This is a genomic window from Brevundimonas sp. (genome assembly GCF_036963785.1).
Classification (GTDB): Bacteria; Pseudomonadota; Alphaproteobacteria; order Caulobacterales; family Caulobacteraceae; genus Brevundimonas.
The window spans coordinates 194,014-208,776 of the sequence record NZ_JBALUS010000003.1 but is presented as its reverse complement, the minus strand read 5'-3'; the positions used below and the strand labels follow the sequence as shown (position 1 = coordinate 208,776).

Sequence of the window (14,763 nt, the reverse complement as noted above, 5' to 3'; positions counted from 1 at the left end):
CTATCAGTGCCTGAAGACACGGACCCCCGTAAAGGCCATGGCGATGCCCTTGTCGTCGGCGGCGGCGATCACCTCGGCGTCGCGGATCGAGCCGCCCGGCTGGATGACCGAGGTGGCCCCGGCGGCGACCGCTTCCAGCAGGCCGTCGGCGAAGGGGAAGAAGGCCTCGGAGGCACAGGCCGAGCCCTCGGCCAGCGACGGCAGGCCCTGGGCCTCTCCAGCCTCGCGGGCGCGGATGGCGGCGATGCGGGCGCTGTCGCGGCGGTTCATCTGGCCGGCGCCGATGCCGGCGGTCTGGCCGTCCTTCGCATAGACGATGGCGTTGGACTTGACGTGCTTGGCCACGGTGAAGGCGAACAGCATGTCCCGGACCTCGGCGTCCGACGGCTGGCGCTTGGTGACGATGGTCAGGTCGGCGGGCGTGATGCGCGCCAGATCGCGCGACTGGACGAGGAAGCCGCCGGCGACCGAGCGGAACACCGAGCCCGGCTGCATCGGATCGGGCAGGCCGTCGGTGAGCAGCAGGCGCAGGTTCTTCTTGGCCGCAAAGACCGCCATGGCCTCTTCATCGGCGCCGGGGGCAATGACCACCTCGGTGAAGATGTCGGTGATCAGCCGGGCGTCGGCTGCCGTCAGTGGCCGGTTGACCGCTACCACGCCGCCGAAGGCCGACACGGAATCGCAGGCCAGCGCCCGCTGATAGGCCGCGGACAGGTCGCTGCCGATGGCCACGCCACAGGGGTTGGCATGCTTGACGATCACACAGGCCGGCTCGGCGAATTCGGCCACCAGTTCGTAGGCGGCGTCGGCATCGGCGATGTTGTTGTAGCCCAGCTCCTTGCCCTGCAGCTGGCGGGCGTTGGCGACGCCGGGGCGACGGTCGGCCGTGCGATAGAAGGCGCCGGCCTGATGCGGGTTCTCGCCATAGCGCAGCGTCTGGGCGAGGCTGCCGGCGATGGATTTGCGGACCGGGGCCGGATCCTCGACCCGGTCGGCGAACCAGGTGGAGACTGCGGCGTCATAGGCCGCGGTGCGGGCAAAGGCGCGGGCGGCCAGCTGCTTGCGCAGGGCCAGCGAGGTCGCGCCGTCGGCCTTCAGCGCGGCAATCACCTGATCCATGGCGTCCCGATCGACGCAGACGGCGACGTGGCCGTGGTTCTTGGCCGCCGAGCGGATCATGGCCGGGCCGCCGATGTCGATGTTCTCGATACAGGCCTCGAAGCCCGCGCCCGATTCAACGGTGGATTCGAAGGGGTAGAGATCGATCCAGGCGATATCGATCGGGCCGATGCCGTGTTGTTCCATCGCTGCGGCATGGGCGGGGGCATTGCGGACCCCCAGCAGGCCGCCGTGCACCACGGGGTGGAGCGTCTTGACCCGGCCGTCCATCATTTCCGGAAAGCCGGTCAGGTCGGTGACATCGCGCACCGGCAGTCCGGCCTTGTCGATCGCAGCGCGGGTGCCACCGGTGGAGACCAGCTCGACCCCCAAGTCGTGAAGGGCGCGGGCGACGTCCTCCAGCCCCGACTTGTCCGACAGGGAGATCAGGGCACGGACCGGGCGAACAGCATCCGGGGCGGGCGGAAAGTCAGGGGCGGCGGGCATGGGCAGGGCTCGGTCTGGAGGGCGCGGGGAGGCGGCGGGATGGCCGCGCGTCTAGCACCGCAGGGACGCCTGCGCAAAACCGGTCAGCGTTCTAGTCGGGGTCGTCCTCGGCCAACTGGCGCATCTCTTCAGCCACGGCTTCGGGGCGGGGGGCGGTCTCTGCGTTTCGGGTGTCCTGACGGCGCGACAGGGTCCAACTGGTGTCCTCGACGAAGGCCTGGCCGTCAAAGGCCAGAACGGTGACCGTGATGGTCTCGTCGTCCCATTCGATGCGGTTGATACTGGGGGGGACACCCCTCAGGCGATGGGACAGGGTGCCACAGCCCACCGCATAGGACCGGTGGTCACCCAGCTGGATCGGCAGGGCGAAGGGCACATGCACATGGCCGCTCAGCACCAGATCCACGCCCGCGTCCGCGAACAGCTCCGCGGCCCGTCTCCCGCGTTTGACATCGCCGGTGACGGGCGCGCCCTCCATCTCGATCAGGGGATGGTGGACCGCCACGATCTTCAGGGCGCCGACCGGGGCGCGGGACAGGGCGTCTGCCGCGCGGGCCGTCTGGTCGAGATCGATGACGCCCTTGGACCAGTTGAGCCGGACCTGCCAGCCCCGCGCCGTCGTAATCCCCCGGACCATCAGGGCCGTGTCGCTCAGGCGGGCGCTGAACTGGTGGTCATGGGCCGGATGACCGACCGCCGCTTCAAAAGCCGTCCAGGGATGAAAGACGCGGGCCACAACGTCCCAGTAGGGCACATCGTGATTGCCGACCGTGACGAACACCGGTGTGGGCAGGCTGTCGATCCAGCGGGCCGCGGCAAGGAATTCGGCGCGGGCGCCGACCTGGGTGATGTCACCGGTGATCAGGGTCAGATCTGGTCGGACCTCGTGCAACAGGTCATGGGCGGCTGCGACCGCCTCGGGAATCTCGCAGCCGAAATGGATGTCGGATATCTGGATGATCCGACCCATCAGACGCTCGCCTCCGCCTCGGCTTGCGGCTCGGGGGCGGGGGCGAGGGCGCGGAAAGCCACGGCGTCGAAGATGATCTCGGCCTCGGAATCCAGCAGCGTCGGTTCGCCGTCGATCACAGCGGGAATACGCGATCGGGCCGAGACACTGGCATAGCGGGTGATGCGGGTCCGGACGGCGGGGTCCTGCCGCCAGTCGTCAAACAGGGCATGGGCGGCCAGCCGGAAGGCTTCGGCCGCGCCGGTGGTGTTCATGGCGGCCGCTTCGAGCCCGCCTTCGGCATCGACGGCGCGGGAGATCGTCGGACTGATCAGGACGAGGGCCTCGGTCCGGGACGGGTGTTGGCCCACGAGGGTGTAGCGCAGTCGCCCGCTGAAGGCCCGGCGCAGCGCCCTGACGCCATAGAGCCAGGCCAGTCGCAGCCGCCCGGTCCGGACCGCCTCACGCGCGGGGGCCCACAGGGCGGGCGCCCCCAGGATGGCGGCGCAGAAGAAGGGTCGGGAGTCCGTGGCATCCACGACCCGGCCGCCGGCCACGGCAATTTCGGTACCGGCCTCGAGGGCCCGGCGCAGGGCCTCTTTCCAGTCGCCGGTGCCGTAGAGCGCCTTGGGCAGCATGTTCATCGTGCCGCCCGGCAGGGGCGCCACCAGAGGCCCTTTCGGCCCGGCCCGGGCGGCGATGGTGCCGGCCGTGCCGTCGCCTGCCAAGACGAACAGGGCGTCGGCCGTCGCGTCGAAGGCGGCATCGAGTTGGTTGTCGAAATCATCGGGGGTCAGGGCAACGACAGTCGCCGTGACGGGATAGTCCGCCAGAATCGCCTCGACCTCGGCAACCGCATTGGCCCCGACACCCCCCGACAGCGGATTGACCAGAACGACAATGGTGCGCAGGGGCACGGCCGTCGTCAGCGTGCGCTCGGGTGACGACTCATCTACGGTCAAGGTTTCAGCCATGGCCCGTCAACGTGCTGACAGGCCATGGCGTTCCACCCGATGGCAAGGCGCGCAATCCCTCAGGGATTGGAGAGTTCGTCCGCCGTCTTCTCGGCACCGGCCTCGAGCGCATCACCGGTCTTTTCTGCCAGATCTCCGGCATCGTCAGCCACGGCCTCGGCCGCCTCCGGGGCCTGACCGATCAGCCCCTTGGCGCCATCGACGCCCTTGGTGATCCAGCCGTCGAGCACAGCGCCGCCCTCGGCGAGCGACTGTTCCTTGATGCCGAGCGCGGCCGTCAGGGCGCCGAACACCGCCAGAAGCATTATGATGAGGCCGATGATGCCGGACAGGCCACCCCCCGACCGCCGGCTCTTGCGGGCCCATACAGGACCGGTGTGGCCGTCATCGGCCATGCGCGTGATCTGGTTGAAACGCATACGCTAAACCCCCTACATTCGGGAGAACCGGTGGCACAGACGCCCCCCGGCCCCGTCTCCCGGACCTTAATACAGTCTTAATCCAAGATATAGTCGAGGAACCGGGACAGTAATCCAGCGTTCTCACCTCGGGGGCGAACCGAAGGGAAAAGGGATTGACGATGAAGAAGGTATTTTTGGCCGTAGCGGCCGCGGGTCTGCTGACCTCCGCCTGCGCCAGTGATCCGTATGGCAATGGTTACGGCGGGACCAACGAAGCCGTCCGGCAGGGCGCTGCCGGTGCCGCGATCGGCGCCGTCGCCGGCGCCGTGATCGGGAACAATGTGGGCGACGGCAATGCCGGTCGCGGTGCCGCCATCGGTTCCGTCGTCGGCGGGGCCGCCGGAGCCATCCGCGGTTCGTCGCAGGACCGCGCCAACCAGCGCCGCAACTATGACCAGCAGCGCGGTGCCTACTACTACTGCTACCCGGAAGGGGACTGCTATTGGGAAGACGGCACGCGCCGGAACCCGCCGCGGTACTGATCCCGGTGTGATAATCTGATGAGACGGGCGGCCTTTCCATGCGGGAGGGCCGCCTTTTTCTGTTAGGGTGGGAGCCTGTCCGGGTGGGAGCTGATCATGTCATCGATGTCGACGCTGCGTTTCGTGGGTGTTGCGGGGGCCGCGGCCCTAGTTCTGACGGGGTGCGAGGGGTCGGGCATCTTTCGCGACAGGAGCGATCTGGTCGCGACGCCGACCGTCTGCTCGGCCAAGCGGTTCGACATCTATTTCGGTGAGGGGCAGGCGCAGCTGACCGATGCCGCCTGGCAGGCGATCCGCATGACCGCTGACCAGCTCAGGGACTGCGACATCCGCAAGGTGCAGGTCATCGGCCTGGCCTCGGCCACGGGGTCCTCATCCGCCAATCAGACCCTGTCGGAACGACGCGCCGTCGCGGTCACCGAGGCGCTCGAGGCGGAGGGCTGGCCCCTGCCCGCGTTCCAGATCGCGGTTGAGGGCGACACCGGGGCGGTGAACGCCGACGGCACCGCCGAACCGCTGCGCCGCCGCACCGAAGTGATCGTGGACGCGGCCCCGCGCTGACCGCCGCGACCTGCCGTCGCACAGAGCCCCGGGGCGTGACCTGGCCACCCTTCCCTGTCTAGGGTGGGCCCAGATCGACTGTTGACGAGGATCCGGGTGACGAGGCTGCGGCGACCGACTTCCCTTGTGGCATCCCTGCTCGCCGTCCTGATCGGAGGCTGGCTGGCGATGGCGGCCGCGCCGGTCCCGGCGCAGGACGCCTCGCCGACCGTCGGACCCGCCTCGACCGATCGGATCACGGCGGAACTGGTCTCGATGACCGCGAGCGCGACGCCCGGGTCGACGTTGATCCTGGCCGTGCGTCAGGACATCAAGCCGGACTGGCACACATACTGGCGCAATCCCGGTGACTCCGGCGGAGCCACCACCCTGAACTGGAGCCTGCCGCAAGGCTGGGAGGCCGGCGACATCGTCTGGCCCCTGCCGGAGCGCCAGCCGCTGTCGGGGCTGATGAACTATGGCTATTCCGACGTCGTCTATCTGCCGGTGCCGATCGCCGTGCCCGCCGATGCCGAGCCGGGCCGGATGCTGGATTTGTCCGTCACCGCCCTGTTCCTGGTGTGCAGCGCCGAGATGTGCGTGCCGGACGAGCTGACCCTGGGCCTGCGGCTGCCGGTCGGGGCGGGGGATCAAACCGCGCTGGAGACCCGGCATGCGAGTGCCATTCAGGCGGTGCTGCAATCCTCGCCGCGTCCGGCGGGGCTTACCGCGCGGGTGGCGCGCGCCGACGACGGGCGCCTGACACTGGCCGTCACCGGCGACGCCGTTCAGGGACCGGACGGCCCCGGTCCCGTTTATTTCTTTCCGTTCGAGGGCGGGATTATCGACCATGCCGCGCCCCAGACCGGCACATGGGGTCCCGAGGGGCTGAGCCTGACCCTCGCCCCCGGCGGCAAGGTGCGGGCTGGCGGGCTGACCGGGCCGGTGGGCGGGGTGATCACCACCGGACAGGGCGCTTACGAGATCATTGCCGAACCCGGCCCCCTGCCCGAGGGGGTCAGCGGCGGTGGCACGCTGCGGGCGGAAGATGCCGCCGGTCCCACGGGATTTGACCCCTCCGCCTTGCTCCAGGCGGCGCTGCTGGCCTTGATCGGGGGCCTGATCCTGAACCTGATGCCCTGTGTGTTTCCCATTCTGGCGATGAAGGCGGCCGCGCTGGCGCGGGCGGCGCATGACCCGCAGGCGGCGCGGCGCGACGGTCTGATGTTCCTGGCCGGCGTGCTGGTGACCTTCCTGTTGCTGGCCGGTTTGATGCTGGGCCTGCGGGCAGCGGGCGAGGCGGTCGGCTGGGGCTTTCAGCTGCAGAGCCCGGTGGTGGTGCTGTCGCTGGCGCTGCTGACGCTGTCGGTCGGACTGAACCTGTCGGGCGTCTATCACATCGGCCAGTCCTTGCAGGGGCTGGGCGAGGCCCGGCTGTCGCGCCTGCCCGGGGGCACGGGTGCCTTCTTCACCGGGGTGCTGGCGGTGGCCGTGGCCGCGCCCTGCACGGCGCCCTTCATGGCGGCGGCGCTGGGGGCGGCGCTGGTCATGCCGTGGGCTGCGGCGCTGATCGTCTTTCTGATGCTGGGGCTGGGGCTGGCCCTGCCGTTCGTCGTCGTGGCCTTCAGCCCGGCCCTGCTGACGCGTCTGCCCCGGCCGGGACCGTGGATGGAGCGGATGAAGGGCCTGCTGGCCTTTCCCATGTATGCGACCACCCTGTGGCTGGCCTGGGTGGCGGCGCGGCAGGCGGGCAGCGAGGTTCTGGCGCTGGGCCTGATCGCGGGGCTGATGCTGGCCCTTGCCCTGTGGCTGTGGGGCACGCGGCAGGCGGGGGCCGGGCGCTGGACGCTGGTTCTCGGAGCCCTGTCGCTGATCGCCGTGATCGCGGCGCTGGTTCTCGTCAGCCGGATGGAGCCCGTGACCCGGGCACAGGCCACTGCATCGGCTGCGGCGGGGCCTGAAGCCGGGGTCTGGTCAGCGGATGCGGTTGCGGCCGCGCAGGCCGGGGGACGCCCGGTGCTGGTCAATTTCACCGCCGACTGGTGTGTGACCTGCAAGATCAATGAGCGGGTGGCGTTGACGTCCGGTCAGGTCCGCGCGGCCATGGACGAGACGAAGGCCGTCTATCTGGTCGGCGACTGGACCGTGCGCGATCCCGCCATCACGCGAGAGCTGGAGCGCCACGGGCGGTCGGGCGTTCCGCTGTATCTGCTTTATGCGCCGGGCACGGACACCCCCCGCGTGCTGCCGCAACTGTTGACGCCGGGACTGGTCGCCGAGGCGATCCGCACGGCCGGTTCATGAGGGTCTGATTTCCTGCCACCCTGACGGAGAGACTGCGATGATCATCCGACTGCTGGCCACGGGCGCCGCCCTGGCGCTGCTGGCCGCCTGTAGCCCCGCCACCGAGGCGCCAGAGACCGGGTCGACAGAGACTGCCGAAGCCCCGGCCGCCGACATGGCCCCGGCCTTTACCCTGGTCGATGCCGAGGGGGTGGAGCGCAGCCTGGCCGATTTCCGCGGCAAGACGGTCGTTCTGGAATGGACCAATGAGGGCTGTCCCTATGTGCAGAAACACTATGAGAGCGGCGCCATGCAGGCCCTGCAGCGCGACGCCACCGGCGACGGCGTGGTGTGGCTGACGATCATTTCCTCGGCGCCGGGCCAGCAAGGCTTTGTCGAAGGGGAGGCTGCGCGGGAATGGAAGGCCCGGAATGACGCCGCCGCCACCCATCTGCTGCTGGACCCCGAGGGCACGGTCGGCCGTCTGTACGATGCCAAGACCACCCCGGACATGCGCGTCATCGACCCGGAAGGGCGGCTGCTGTTCGTCGGCGGAATCGACGACCGCCCGACCAACAAGATCGAGGATCTGGACGGCGCCAATAACCATGTGAAGGCGGCGCTGGCGGACATGGAGGCCGGACGCCCGGTCTCGACACCGTTCGCCACGCCCTATGGCTGCTCAATCAAATATGCGGACGAGCTGGAAGGGGCGTAACGCCCCTCATTCCGGCAAGGGCGTTATTCCGGAAAGGCCCTATTCCGGGAAAGTCTGGGCCGGGCTGGTGATGACGGCGATGTTGTCGTCGAACAGATGCACCAGTTCGGCCAGGGCCAGATCGCGGGCACCCGCAGTGTCGGCGGCTTCCATATCAGCCAGTCGGACCGGCAGGTCCTCGGACAGGCCGCGCAGGATGCAGGTCATGTCGCCTTCGCTCTCGCGCGACTTGAGGATCAAATGGCCCTGCAGGTTGAGCTCGCCCAGGGCCGTGGCCTCGGTGCGGAAGTTCAGCCAGTCGCTGCCGGTCAGGAAGCCGGGCGCGTGCACAGCGCCGGTTGCGGCCCAGCCCTCGGCCACGCTCTTGAGCCGGCCGGACCGGGAGACGATGTCGATGAACAGGGGCTCTGCCGCCAGACCGGTCAGGTCGGCGGGCACGGTCGCCGGATCCACCGAGGCGGCCAGCGCCACGTCGGGATTGGTGAGCAGGAGGGCGGTCGCGAGGGCCAGTCCGCAGGACATGGTAACCTTTCCGGGCACGGGGCCCTTGAATCGTGTCGGCGCATCCCGAATCAGGTCGACCTGGGGGATTGCACCGGTTTACGCCCCAGCCGTAAACGAGCCCTTGACGCCCACCCCCCGATCCGGAGTCGCCCATGTCCATCGCCCTGCCTGTCACCGACCCGAAACGCCGGGCTGAGGCCTGGGCCCGGTTTGATGCCGTGGCCGACCGGGACGGCGATGTCCGGATCGAGACACTGTTCGAGGCGGAGCCCGGGCGGGTGGCGCGGCTGACGCTGGAGGTGGCGGGCCTGACCCTCGACCTGTCGAAACAGGCCTTTACGGCAGAGGGGCTGGACGCCTGTCTGGCGCTGGCCGAGGCCTGTGACGTCGGCGACTGGAAACGGGCCCTGTTCAACGGGGCGGCGGTCAATGCCACCGAGGGCCGGGCGGTGCTGCACCCTGCGCTGCGGGCCCCCGACGGGGCCCATTTCGAGGCCCTGGGCGAGCCGGTCTCGCGCGAGGTGGAACAGGTGCGGGACCAGATGGTCGCCTATGCCGAGGCGATCCGCGCCGGTGAAGAGGCCGGGGCGACGGGCGAACGGTTCCGGGCGGTGGTCCATATCGGCATCGGTGGCTCGGATCTGGGGCCGCGTCTGGTGTGGGATGCGCTGAAGCCGCTGGATCCCGCCATTGACGTGCGGTTCGTCGCCAATATCGATCCGCGCGAGATGGCCGAGGCGCTGACGGGGCTGGACCCCGCCTCGACCCTCGTGATCGTGGTCTCGAAGACCTTCACGACGCAGGAGACCCTGACCAATGCCAGGCTGGCACGCGACTGGCTGGCCGCCGCCCTGCCGGAAGACGGTTTGCGGCGGCATCTGGTCGGCGTGTCGGCGGCGCCCGACAAGGCCGAGGCGTTCGGCTGTGGTCGGGTGTTCGGCTTTTCCGACTGGGTCGGGGGGCGCTATTCCCTGTGGTCGGCGGTCAGCCTGTCGTGCGTGATCGGCCTGGGCGGCGAGGTGTTTCGCGGCCTGCTGGCGGGGGCCAGCGAGATGGACCGGCACTTCCTCGAGGCCCCGCTGGCCTACAATGCGCCGGTGCTGATGGCCCTGGCCCAGGTCTATAATGTCGAGGGGCTGAAGCGGTGGGCGCGGACGGTCGCGCCCTATGCCCACGGGCTGAGGCGTCTTGCGGCCTTCCTGCAGCAGCTGGAGATGGAGTCGAACGGCAAGCGGGTGACCCGCGACGGGTCGCCGGCGACGCGCGGCACCGGACCGGTGGTGTTCGGCGAGCCCGGCACCAATGGCCAGCATGCCTTTTTCCAGCAGCTGCATCAGGGGCCCGAGGTGGTGCCGGCCGAGTTCGTGGTGGTGAAGCAGACTCTGGAGGGCCGGGACGGCGCACCCCTGTGGTCCAATGCGGTCGCCCAGGCCGAGGCCCTGATGCGGGGACGGACGGCCGAGGCGGCGCTGGCCGACATGATCGACCAGGGGACGGACCGGGACGAGGCCGAGCGGCTGGCGCCGCACCGCGCCTTTCCGGGCAACCGGCCCTCGACCACCCTTCTGATGGACCGGCTGACGCCAGAGGCGCTGGGCGCGCTGCTGGCCCTTTATGAGCACAAGACCTTCGTCGAGGGGGTGATCTGGGACATCAACAGCTTTGACCAGTGGGGCGTCGAACTGGGCAAGGTGCTGGCCAAGCGGGTGCTGGGGGCCGCCCACGAGAAACGGGCCCCAGAGACCTGGGACCCGTCCACGCGGTCCTTGTTTGAGCGGCTGATCTAGACCTTACCAGCGACGGTCGTAGCGGTAGTCGCGGCGGTCATTCCGATAGTCCCGGCGATCATCGCGGCGGTCGTAGCGGCGATCGCGTCGGTCATCGCGCCGATCGTAGCGGCGATCATAGCGTTGGTCGCGACGATCGTTGCCGTAGTAGCGGGGGTCGCGGCTGTTGATGCCGTGCTCGCGCTCCCAGTGGCCCTGGTTCCGGTAGCAGCGGCCGCCGCGATAGTAGTTGCAGTCATCGCCGCGGTTGGCGGTCGCGCCGATGGCGGCCCCGGCGACGGCGCCGCCGAGGATGTATTCGCCGTCACCGTTGCCGATGATGGCGCCGGCGACCGCGCCGACAGCAGCCCCCAGCAGGACATCCTCGCCGCTGGAAGAGCGGTCGCGGTCCGGATAGCGGTCATAGCGATAGTTCTGCGCCGCGGCCGGGTTGGCGACCATCAGGCCGAGCGCCAGAACGCCAGCGGTCAGGGCGCCGGTCACGGCGGTGCGTTGGGCGGTGTCGGCAGTCAGGGTGCGGGTCATGGGGCCGTCCTTTCGTGGAGGGTCGGTGAAGATTATGGGCCCATACTGGCGCGCAGCACCTGAACCCCTCGGGAGGGGGCTGTTCATCCCGCGTTCATCGAGCGTCGCCTGCCGTGTCCGGGCTTGTCTCGGAACAGTGTTCAGCGCAGGTTACGCCGTCATGCCGTCTGCCCCGTTCTGCCCTGATCTGTCGCTGCGCCGTCTGGCTGTCCGGGCGCTGTCTGCGTGCGCGGCGCTGTCGGGCAGCCTGATGATCGCCGGGACGGCGCTGGCCCAGGACCGGCCTCCGCCTCCGCCACCCCCGCCCCCTCCGACGGCCGGGCCGACGGATGTGCGCGTCTCCAGCCCCGACGCCCTCGCCCGCGAGCGGCTGCAGGCCGCCGTCGCCGCCCGGGACGCCGGGGATATGGCAGTCGCGGAAGCCGCCTTTGTCGAGGCTGCGGCGGCGTTTGCCCAGACCGGCAGGGTCGAGGAGGCCTCGGCCGCCTGGGTCGAGGTGGCGCGGCTGCGGCTGGCCACCGGCCGGTCGGAAGAGGCGGACCAGGCCCTCGCCACCGCTGTGGCCGTCATTGAAGCGGCGCGCGGACCCTCGGATCCGGCGCTGGTCAAGCCGCTGCAGATTCAGGGGCGGCTGTTCTACATCCAGGGGCGTTATGAGGCGGCGCTGGTCAATATCGCGCGCGCCCGGGCCCTGCTGGCCGATCGGACCGACACGGCCACGGTCGCCGAACTGCTGTTCGAGGAAGGGCGGGCGCTGGATGCGCTGGGCCGGTTCGCCGAGGCTGAAAGTGCCGCGCGGGTGGGGCTGGGCCTGAGGCTGGACCTTCTCGGCCCCGACGATCCGCTGACCGCCGATACGATGAACCAGCTGGCCAATGCCCTGATGGCCCAGGGGCGGTTTGCCGAGGCCGAGCCCGTCTTTCGCCGCGCGCTCGGCATCTATGAGGTCGCCTATGGCCGCGACAGCGACACCGTGGCGCTGGTGCTGAGCAATCTGGGCAATGTGCTGCGCCGGACCGGCCGGATGGATCAGGCCGAGGCCGCCTATGCCCGGGCCGTGGGCATTGCCGAGGGGGTGGGGGATCCCTTCCTGACGGCGCAGCTGCTGAACAATTACGGCTGGTATCTGCATCTGGCGGACCGCGACGTCGAGGCCCAGCCGGTGTTCGAGCGGGTGCTGGCCCTCGCGCTGGAGGTGGCAGGCCCCGAGCACCCCTTCACCGGCATCGCCCGCGCCAATCTGGCCATCACCCTGTCCGGACAGGGGCGCCATGCCGAGGCCCTGCCGCTGTTTGCCGAGGCGCTGGCGGTGCTGGAGCCGGGCCTGGGCGCCGACAGCCCGGATCTGGTCACCACCCTGGAGGGCCGGGCGCTGGCGCTGGCGGAAACCGGTGACGACGCGATGGCCGAGGCCCTGTATCAGCGGTCGCAGGCCATTGTCGCCGCGCGGCTGGCGCCGGGGCATCCGGAGGCGGTGCGGCTGGCCGGCACCATGGCCGACTTCCTGTCCGACCGGGACCGGCCGGGCGAGGCGCTGGCGGTGCTGCGGCCGGCGCGGCGGGATCTGTTCGCCCGCAGCGGCATGGCGCTGGAGGGCGGCGATCCCCTGCGCCGGGCGGCCCCCCTGTTCGCCCAGCAGGTTCGCGCCAGCTGGGACCGGGCGGAAGAGCTGGCCGACACCGCCGCGCGCTGAGATTTTTCTCGCGGCGGCGCCCGCTCAACCCTTGACGCGCCGGGGTGTCCGACCCTACCTGCAGGCCGCATTAGCACTCTCGCCCTGCGGCTGCCAAAGCCCCGGTCGGGAGACCATTCCAAAGGGAGATATCACAGATGGCGTTTCGTCCTCTCGGCGACCGCGTGCTGGTCAAGCGCGTGGAAGAAGAATCCAAGACCAAGGGCGGGATCATCATCCCCGACACCGCCAAGGAAAAGCCCCAGGAAGGCGAAGTCGTCTCCGTCGGGCCCGGCGCCCGTGACGACAGCGGCAAGGTCAATGCCCTGGAGCTGAAGGCCGGCGACCGCATCCTGTTCGGCAAATGGTCGGGGACCGAGGTCAAGATCGACGGTGAAGACCTGATCATCATGAAGGAATCGGACGTGCTGGGGGTGCTGAGCTAAACGCTCAGCCCCAGTGGCGAGTGACGAGTGGCGAGTGGCGAGACCGGTCCAGCGTGACCCCGCCGCTCAGACCTGACCTCGATCACCCTCGCCACACACCACTCGTCACTCACCACTCACTACTTCAAAGGAGCTGCCTCAATGGCTGCCAAGATCGTACAGTTCAACACCGATGCGCGCGACAAGATGCTGCGCGGCGTCAACATCCTCGCCAATGCGGTGAAGGTCACCCTGGGGCCCAAGGGCCGCAATGTGGTCATCCAGAAATCGTTCGGCGCCCCGCGCTCGACCAAGGACGGCGTCTCGGTCGCCAAGGAAATCGAGCTGGAAGACGCCTTCGAGAACATGGGCGCCCAGATGATCCGCGAGGTCGCCTCCAAGACCAACGACAAGGCCGGTGACGGCACCACCACCGCCACCGTGCTGGCCCAGTCGATCGTCCAGGAAGGCCTCAAGTCCGTCGCCGCCGGCATGAACCCGATGGATCTGAAGCGCGGCATCGACAAGGCGGTCACCGCCGTCCTCGCCGAAATCAAGGCCAACGCCAAGAAGGTCTCGGCCAACTCGGAAATCGCCCAGGTCGGCACCATTTCCGCCAATGGCGACGTCGAAGTCGGTGAAATGATCGCCCGCGCCATGGACAAGGTCGGCAATGAAGGCGTCATCACGGTTGAAGAAGCCAAGACCGCCGAGACCGAGCTGGACGTCGTCGAAGGCATGCAGTTCGACCGCGGCTATCTGAGCCCCTACTTCATCACCAACGCCGACAAGATGGAGGCCGACCTCGAAGAGCCGCTGATCCTGCTCCACGAGAAGAAGCTCTCCAGCCTGCAGGCCATGCTGCCGATCCTGGAAGCCGTGGTCCAAAGCGGCCGTCCGCTGCTCATCATCGCCGAGGACATCGAGGGCGAGGCCCTGGCCACCCTGGTGGTCAACAAGCTGCGCGGCGGCCTGCGCGTCGCCGCCGTCAAGGCGCCGGGCTTCGGCGATCGCCGCAAGGCCATGCTGGAGGACATCGCCGTCCTGACCGGCGGCCAGGTGATCTCGGAAGACCTGGGCATCAAGCTGGAAAACGTCACCCTGGACATGCTGGGCAAGGCCAAGAAGGTCACCATCACCAAGGACGACACCACCATCGTCGACGGCGTGGGTGAAAAGGACGCCATCGAGGCCCGCATCGCCCAGATCAAGCGCCAGATCGAGGACACCACCTCGGACTACGACAAGGAGAAGCTGCAGGAACGTCTGGCCAAGCTGGCCGGCGGCGTCGCGGTCATCCGCGTCGGCGGCTCGACCGAGGTCGAGGTCAAGGAGAAGAAGGACCGCGTCGACGATGCCCTGAACGCCACCCGCGCCGCGGTGGAAGAAGGCATCGTCCCGGGCGGCGGTATCGCCCTGCTCAAGGCCACCAAGGCGCTTGAGGGCCTGACCGGCGACAACGCCGACCAGACCGCCGGTATCGCCATCATCCGTCGCGCCATCCAGGCCCCGATCCGCCAGATCGTCGAAAACGCCGGCGTCGAAGGCTCGATCGTGGTCGGCAAGGTGCTGGAGAACAAGGACGCCTCGTTCGGCTTCAACGCCCAGACCGAGGAGTATGGTGACCTGGTGAAGATGGGCGTCATCGACCCCGCCAAGGTGGTCCGCACCGCCCTGCAGGACGCGGCCTCGGTCGCCGGCATCCTGATCACCACCGAAGCCGCCGTGGCGGACGCCCCCAAGAAGGCCTCGGCCGGCGGCGCCCCCGACATGGGTGGCATGGGCGGCATGGGCGGCATGGACTTTTAAGTCCACGCTCGGGGCGGGCGTCAGCCCGC

The 14,763-nt window shown here is 69.2% G+C and carries 14 protein-coding genes; 8 read left to right on the top strand and 6 right to left on the bottom strand.

Going from position 1 to position 14,763, the window contains the following annotated elements:
* Positions 1-3: 3 nt before the first annotated feature.
* The 4 genes from purH to V7672_RS07695 form a co-directional block, all read right to left on the bottom strand.
* Complete coding sequence (purH, locus tag V7672_RS07710; RefSeq protein WP_335624015.1) at positions 4-1,605, bottom strand: bifunctional phosphoribosylaminoimidazolecarboxamide formyltransferase/IMP cyclohydrolase; 1,602 nt, start codon at positions 1,603-1,605, stop codon at positions 4-6.
* Positions 1,606-1,696: 91 nt separating this feature from the next.
* A complete protein-coding gene (locus V7672_RS07705; RefSeq protein WP_335624014.1) occupies positions 1,697-2,575 on the bottom strand; it encodes a metallophosphoesterase family protein in 879 nt (292 codons plus the stop codon).
* Positions 2,575-3,528: a diacylglycerol/lipid kinase family protein gene (locus tag V7672_RS07700; protein ID WP_335624013.1), complete on the bottom strand. Its 954-nt coding sequence runs from the start codon at positions 3,526-3,528 to the stop codon at positions 2,575-2,577. Before V7672_RS07700 ends, V7672_RS07705 begins: the two co-directional genes overlap by 1 nt.
* A gap of 59 nt (positions 3,529-3,587) precedes the next feature.
* The gene (locus tag V7672_RS07695; protein WP_335624012.1) at positions 3,588-3,947 is read right to left on the bottom strand and encodes a hypothetical protein; all 360 of its coding nucleotides are present in this window, start codon (positions 3,945-3,947) and stop codon (positions 3,588-3,590) included.
* Between the two features lie 161 nt (positions 3,948-4,108).
* Here V7672_RS07695 and V7672_RS07690 point away from each other — a divergent pair, with 161 nt between their 5' ends.
* The 4 genes from V7672_RS07690 to V7672_RS07675 all read left to right on the top strand — a co-directional run bounded on the left by V7672_RS07690 (position 4,109) and on the right by V7672_RS07675 (position 8,012).
* Positions 4,109-4,471 carry a YMGG-like glycine zipper-containing protein gene (locus tag V7672_RS07690; RefSeq protein ID WP_335624011.1) on the top strand — a complete coding sequence of 121 codons (363 nt, stop codon included), beginning with the start codon at positions 4,109-4,111 and terminating at the stop codon, positions 4,469-4,471.
* A 96-nt stretch (positions 4,472-4,567) separates the two neighbouring features.
* On the top strand, positions 4,568-5,032 hold the full coding sequence (locus tag V7672_RS07685; RefSeq protein ID WP_335624010.1) for an OmpA family protein: 465 nt from the start codon (positions 4,568-4,570) through the stop codon (positions 5,030-5,032).
* Positions 5,033-5,158: 126 nt separating this feature from the next.
* On the top strand, positions 5,159-7,315 hold the full coding sequence (locus V7672_RS07680; protein WP_335624009.1) for a protein-disulfide reductase DsbD family protein: 2,157 nt from the start codon (positions 5,159-5,161) through the stop codon (positions 7,313-7,315).
* Between the two features lie 37 nt (positions 7,316-7,352).
* Positions 7,353-8,012, top strand: a complete 660-nt coding sequence (locus V7672_RS07675) for a redoxin domain-containing protein (RefSeq protein WP_335624008.1) — start codon at positions 7,353-7,355, stop codon at positions 8,010-8,012.
* Positions 8,013-8,051: 39 nt separating this feature from the next.
* Here V7672_RS07675 and V7672_RS07670 read toward each other — a convergent pair whose 3' ends face one another.
* Positions 8,052-8,534 (bottom strand): hypothetical protein, encoded by a 483-nt coding sequence (locus V7672_RS07670; RefSeq protein WP_335624007.1) that lies wholly within the window; start codon positions 8,532-8,534, stop codon positions 8,052-8,054.
* Between the two features lie 134 nt (positions 8,535-8,668).
* Between V7672_RS07670 and pgi the strand changes: the two genes are divergently transcribed.
* A complete protein-coding gene (pgi, locus tag V7672_RS07665; protein WP_335624006.1) occupies positions 8,669-10,303 on the top strand; it encodes a glucose-6-phosphate isomerase in 1,635 nt (544 codons plus the stop codon).
* 3 nt (positions 10,304-10,306) lie between these two features.
* On the opposite strand, the gene V7672_RS07660 is transcribed toward pgi, so the two are convergent.
* Positions 10,307-10,828, bottom strand: a complete 522-nt coding sequence (locus V7672_RS07660) for a hypothetical protein (protein ID WP_335624005.1) — start codon at positions 10,826-10,828, stop codon at positions 10,307-10,309.
* 160 nt (positions 10,829-10,988) lie between these two features.
* Here V7672_RS07660 and V7672_RS07655 point away from each other — a divergent pair, with 160 nt between their 5' ends.
* The 3 genes from V7672_RS07655 to groL all read left to right on the top strand — a co-directional run bounded on the left by V7672_RS07655 (position 10,989) and on the right by groL (position 14,734).
* Positions 10,989-12,521 carry a tetratricopeptide repeat protein gene (locus tag V7672_RS07655; RefSeq protein WP_335624004.1) on the top strand — a complete coding sequence of 511 codons (1,533 nt, stop codon included), beginning with the start codon at positions 10,989-10,991 and terminating at the stop codon, positions 12,519-12,521.
* A 137-nt stretch (positions 12,522-12,658) separates the two neighbouring features.
* Positions 12,659-12,946, top strand: coding sequence for a co-chaperone GroES (groES, locus tag V7672_RS07650; protein ID WP_123288102.1), 288 nt, complete (start codon positions 12,659-12,661; stop codon positions 12,944-12,946).
* A 141-nt stretch (positions 12,947-13,087) separates the two neighbouring features.
* A complete protein-coding gene (groL, locus tag V7672_RS07645) occupies positions 13,088-14,734 on the top strand; it encodes a chaperonin GroEL (protein WP_335624003.1) in 1,647 nt (548 codons plus the stop codon).
* The last annotated feature ends 29 nt before the right edge of the window (positions 14,735-14,763 follow it).

Bases quoted from the DNA above. Each gene is read 5' to 3' on its own strand.
- purH (WP_335624015.1), bottom strand. From the start codon at position 1,605: ATGCCCGCCGCCCCTGACTTTCCGCCCGCCCCGGATGCTGTTCGCCCG.
- V7672_RS07705 (WP_335624014.1), bottom strand. From the start codon at position 2,575: ATGGGTCGGATCATCCAGATATCCGACATCCATTTCGGCTGCGAGATT.
- V7672_RS07700 (WP_335624013.1), bottom strand. From the start codon at position 3,528: ATGGCTGAAACCTTGACCGTAGATGAGTCGTCACCCGAGCGCACGCTG.
- V7672_RS07695 (WP_335624012.1), bottom strand. From the start codon at position 3,947: ATGCGTTTCAACCAGATCACGCGCATGGCCGATGACGGCCACACCGGT.
- V7672_RS07690 (WP_335624011.1), top strand. From the start codon at position 4,109: ATGAAGAAGGTATTTTTGGCCGTAGCGGCCGCGGGTCTGCTGACCTCC.
- V7672_RS07685 (WP_335624010.1), top strand. From the start codon at position 4,568: ATGTCATCGATGTCGACGCTGCGTTTCGTGGGTGTTGCGGGGGCCGCG.
- V7672_RS07675 (WP_335624008.1), top strand. From the start codon at position 7,353: ATGATCATCCGACTGCTGGCCACGGGCGCCGCCCTGGCGCTGCTGGCC.
- V7672_RS07670 (WP_335624007.1), bottom strand. From the start codon at position 8,534: ATGTCCTGCGGACTGGCCCTCGCGACCGCCCTCCTGCTCACCAATCCC.
- pgi (WP_335624006.1), top strand. From the start codon at position 8,669: ATGTCCATCGCCCTGCCTGTCACCGACCCGAAACGCCGGGCTGAGGCC.
- V7672_RS07660 (WP_335624005.1), bottom strand. From the start codon at position 10,828: ATGACCCGCACCCTGACTGCCGACACCGCCCAACGCACCGCCGTGACC.
- V7672_RS07655 (WP_335624004.1), top strand. From the start codon at position 10,989: ATGCCGTCTGCCCCGTTCTGCCCTGATCTGTCGCTGCGCCGTCTGGCT.
- groES (WP_123288102.1), top strand. From the start codon at position 12,659: ATGGCGTTTCGTCCTCTCGGCGACCGCGTGCTGGTCAAGCGCGTGGAA.
- groL (WP_335624003.1), top strand. From the start codon at position 13,088: ATGGCTGCCAAGATCGTACAGTTCAACACCGATGCGCGCGACAAGATG.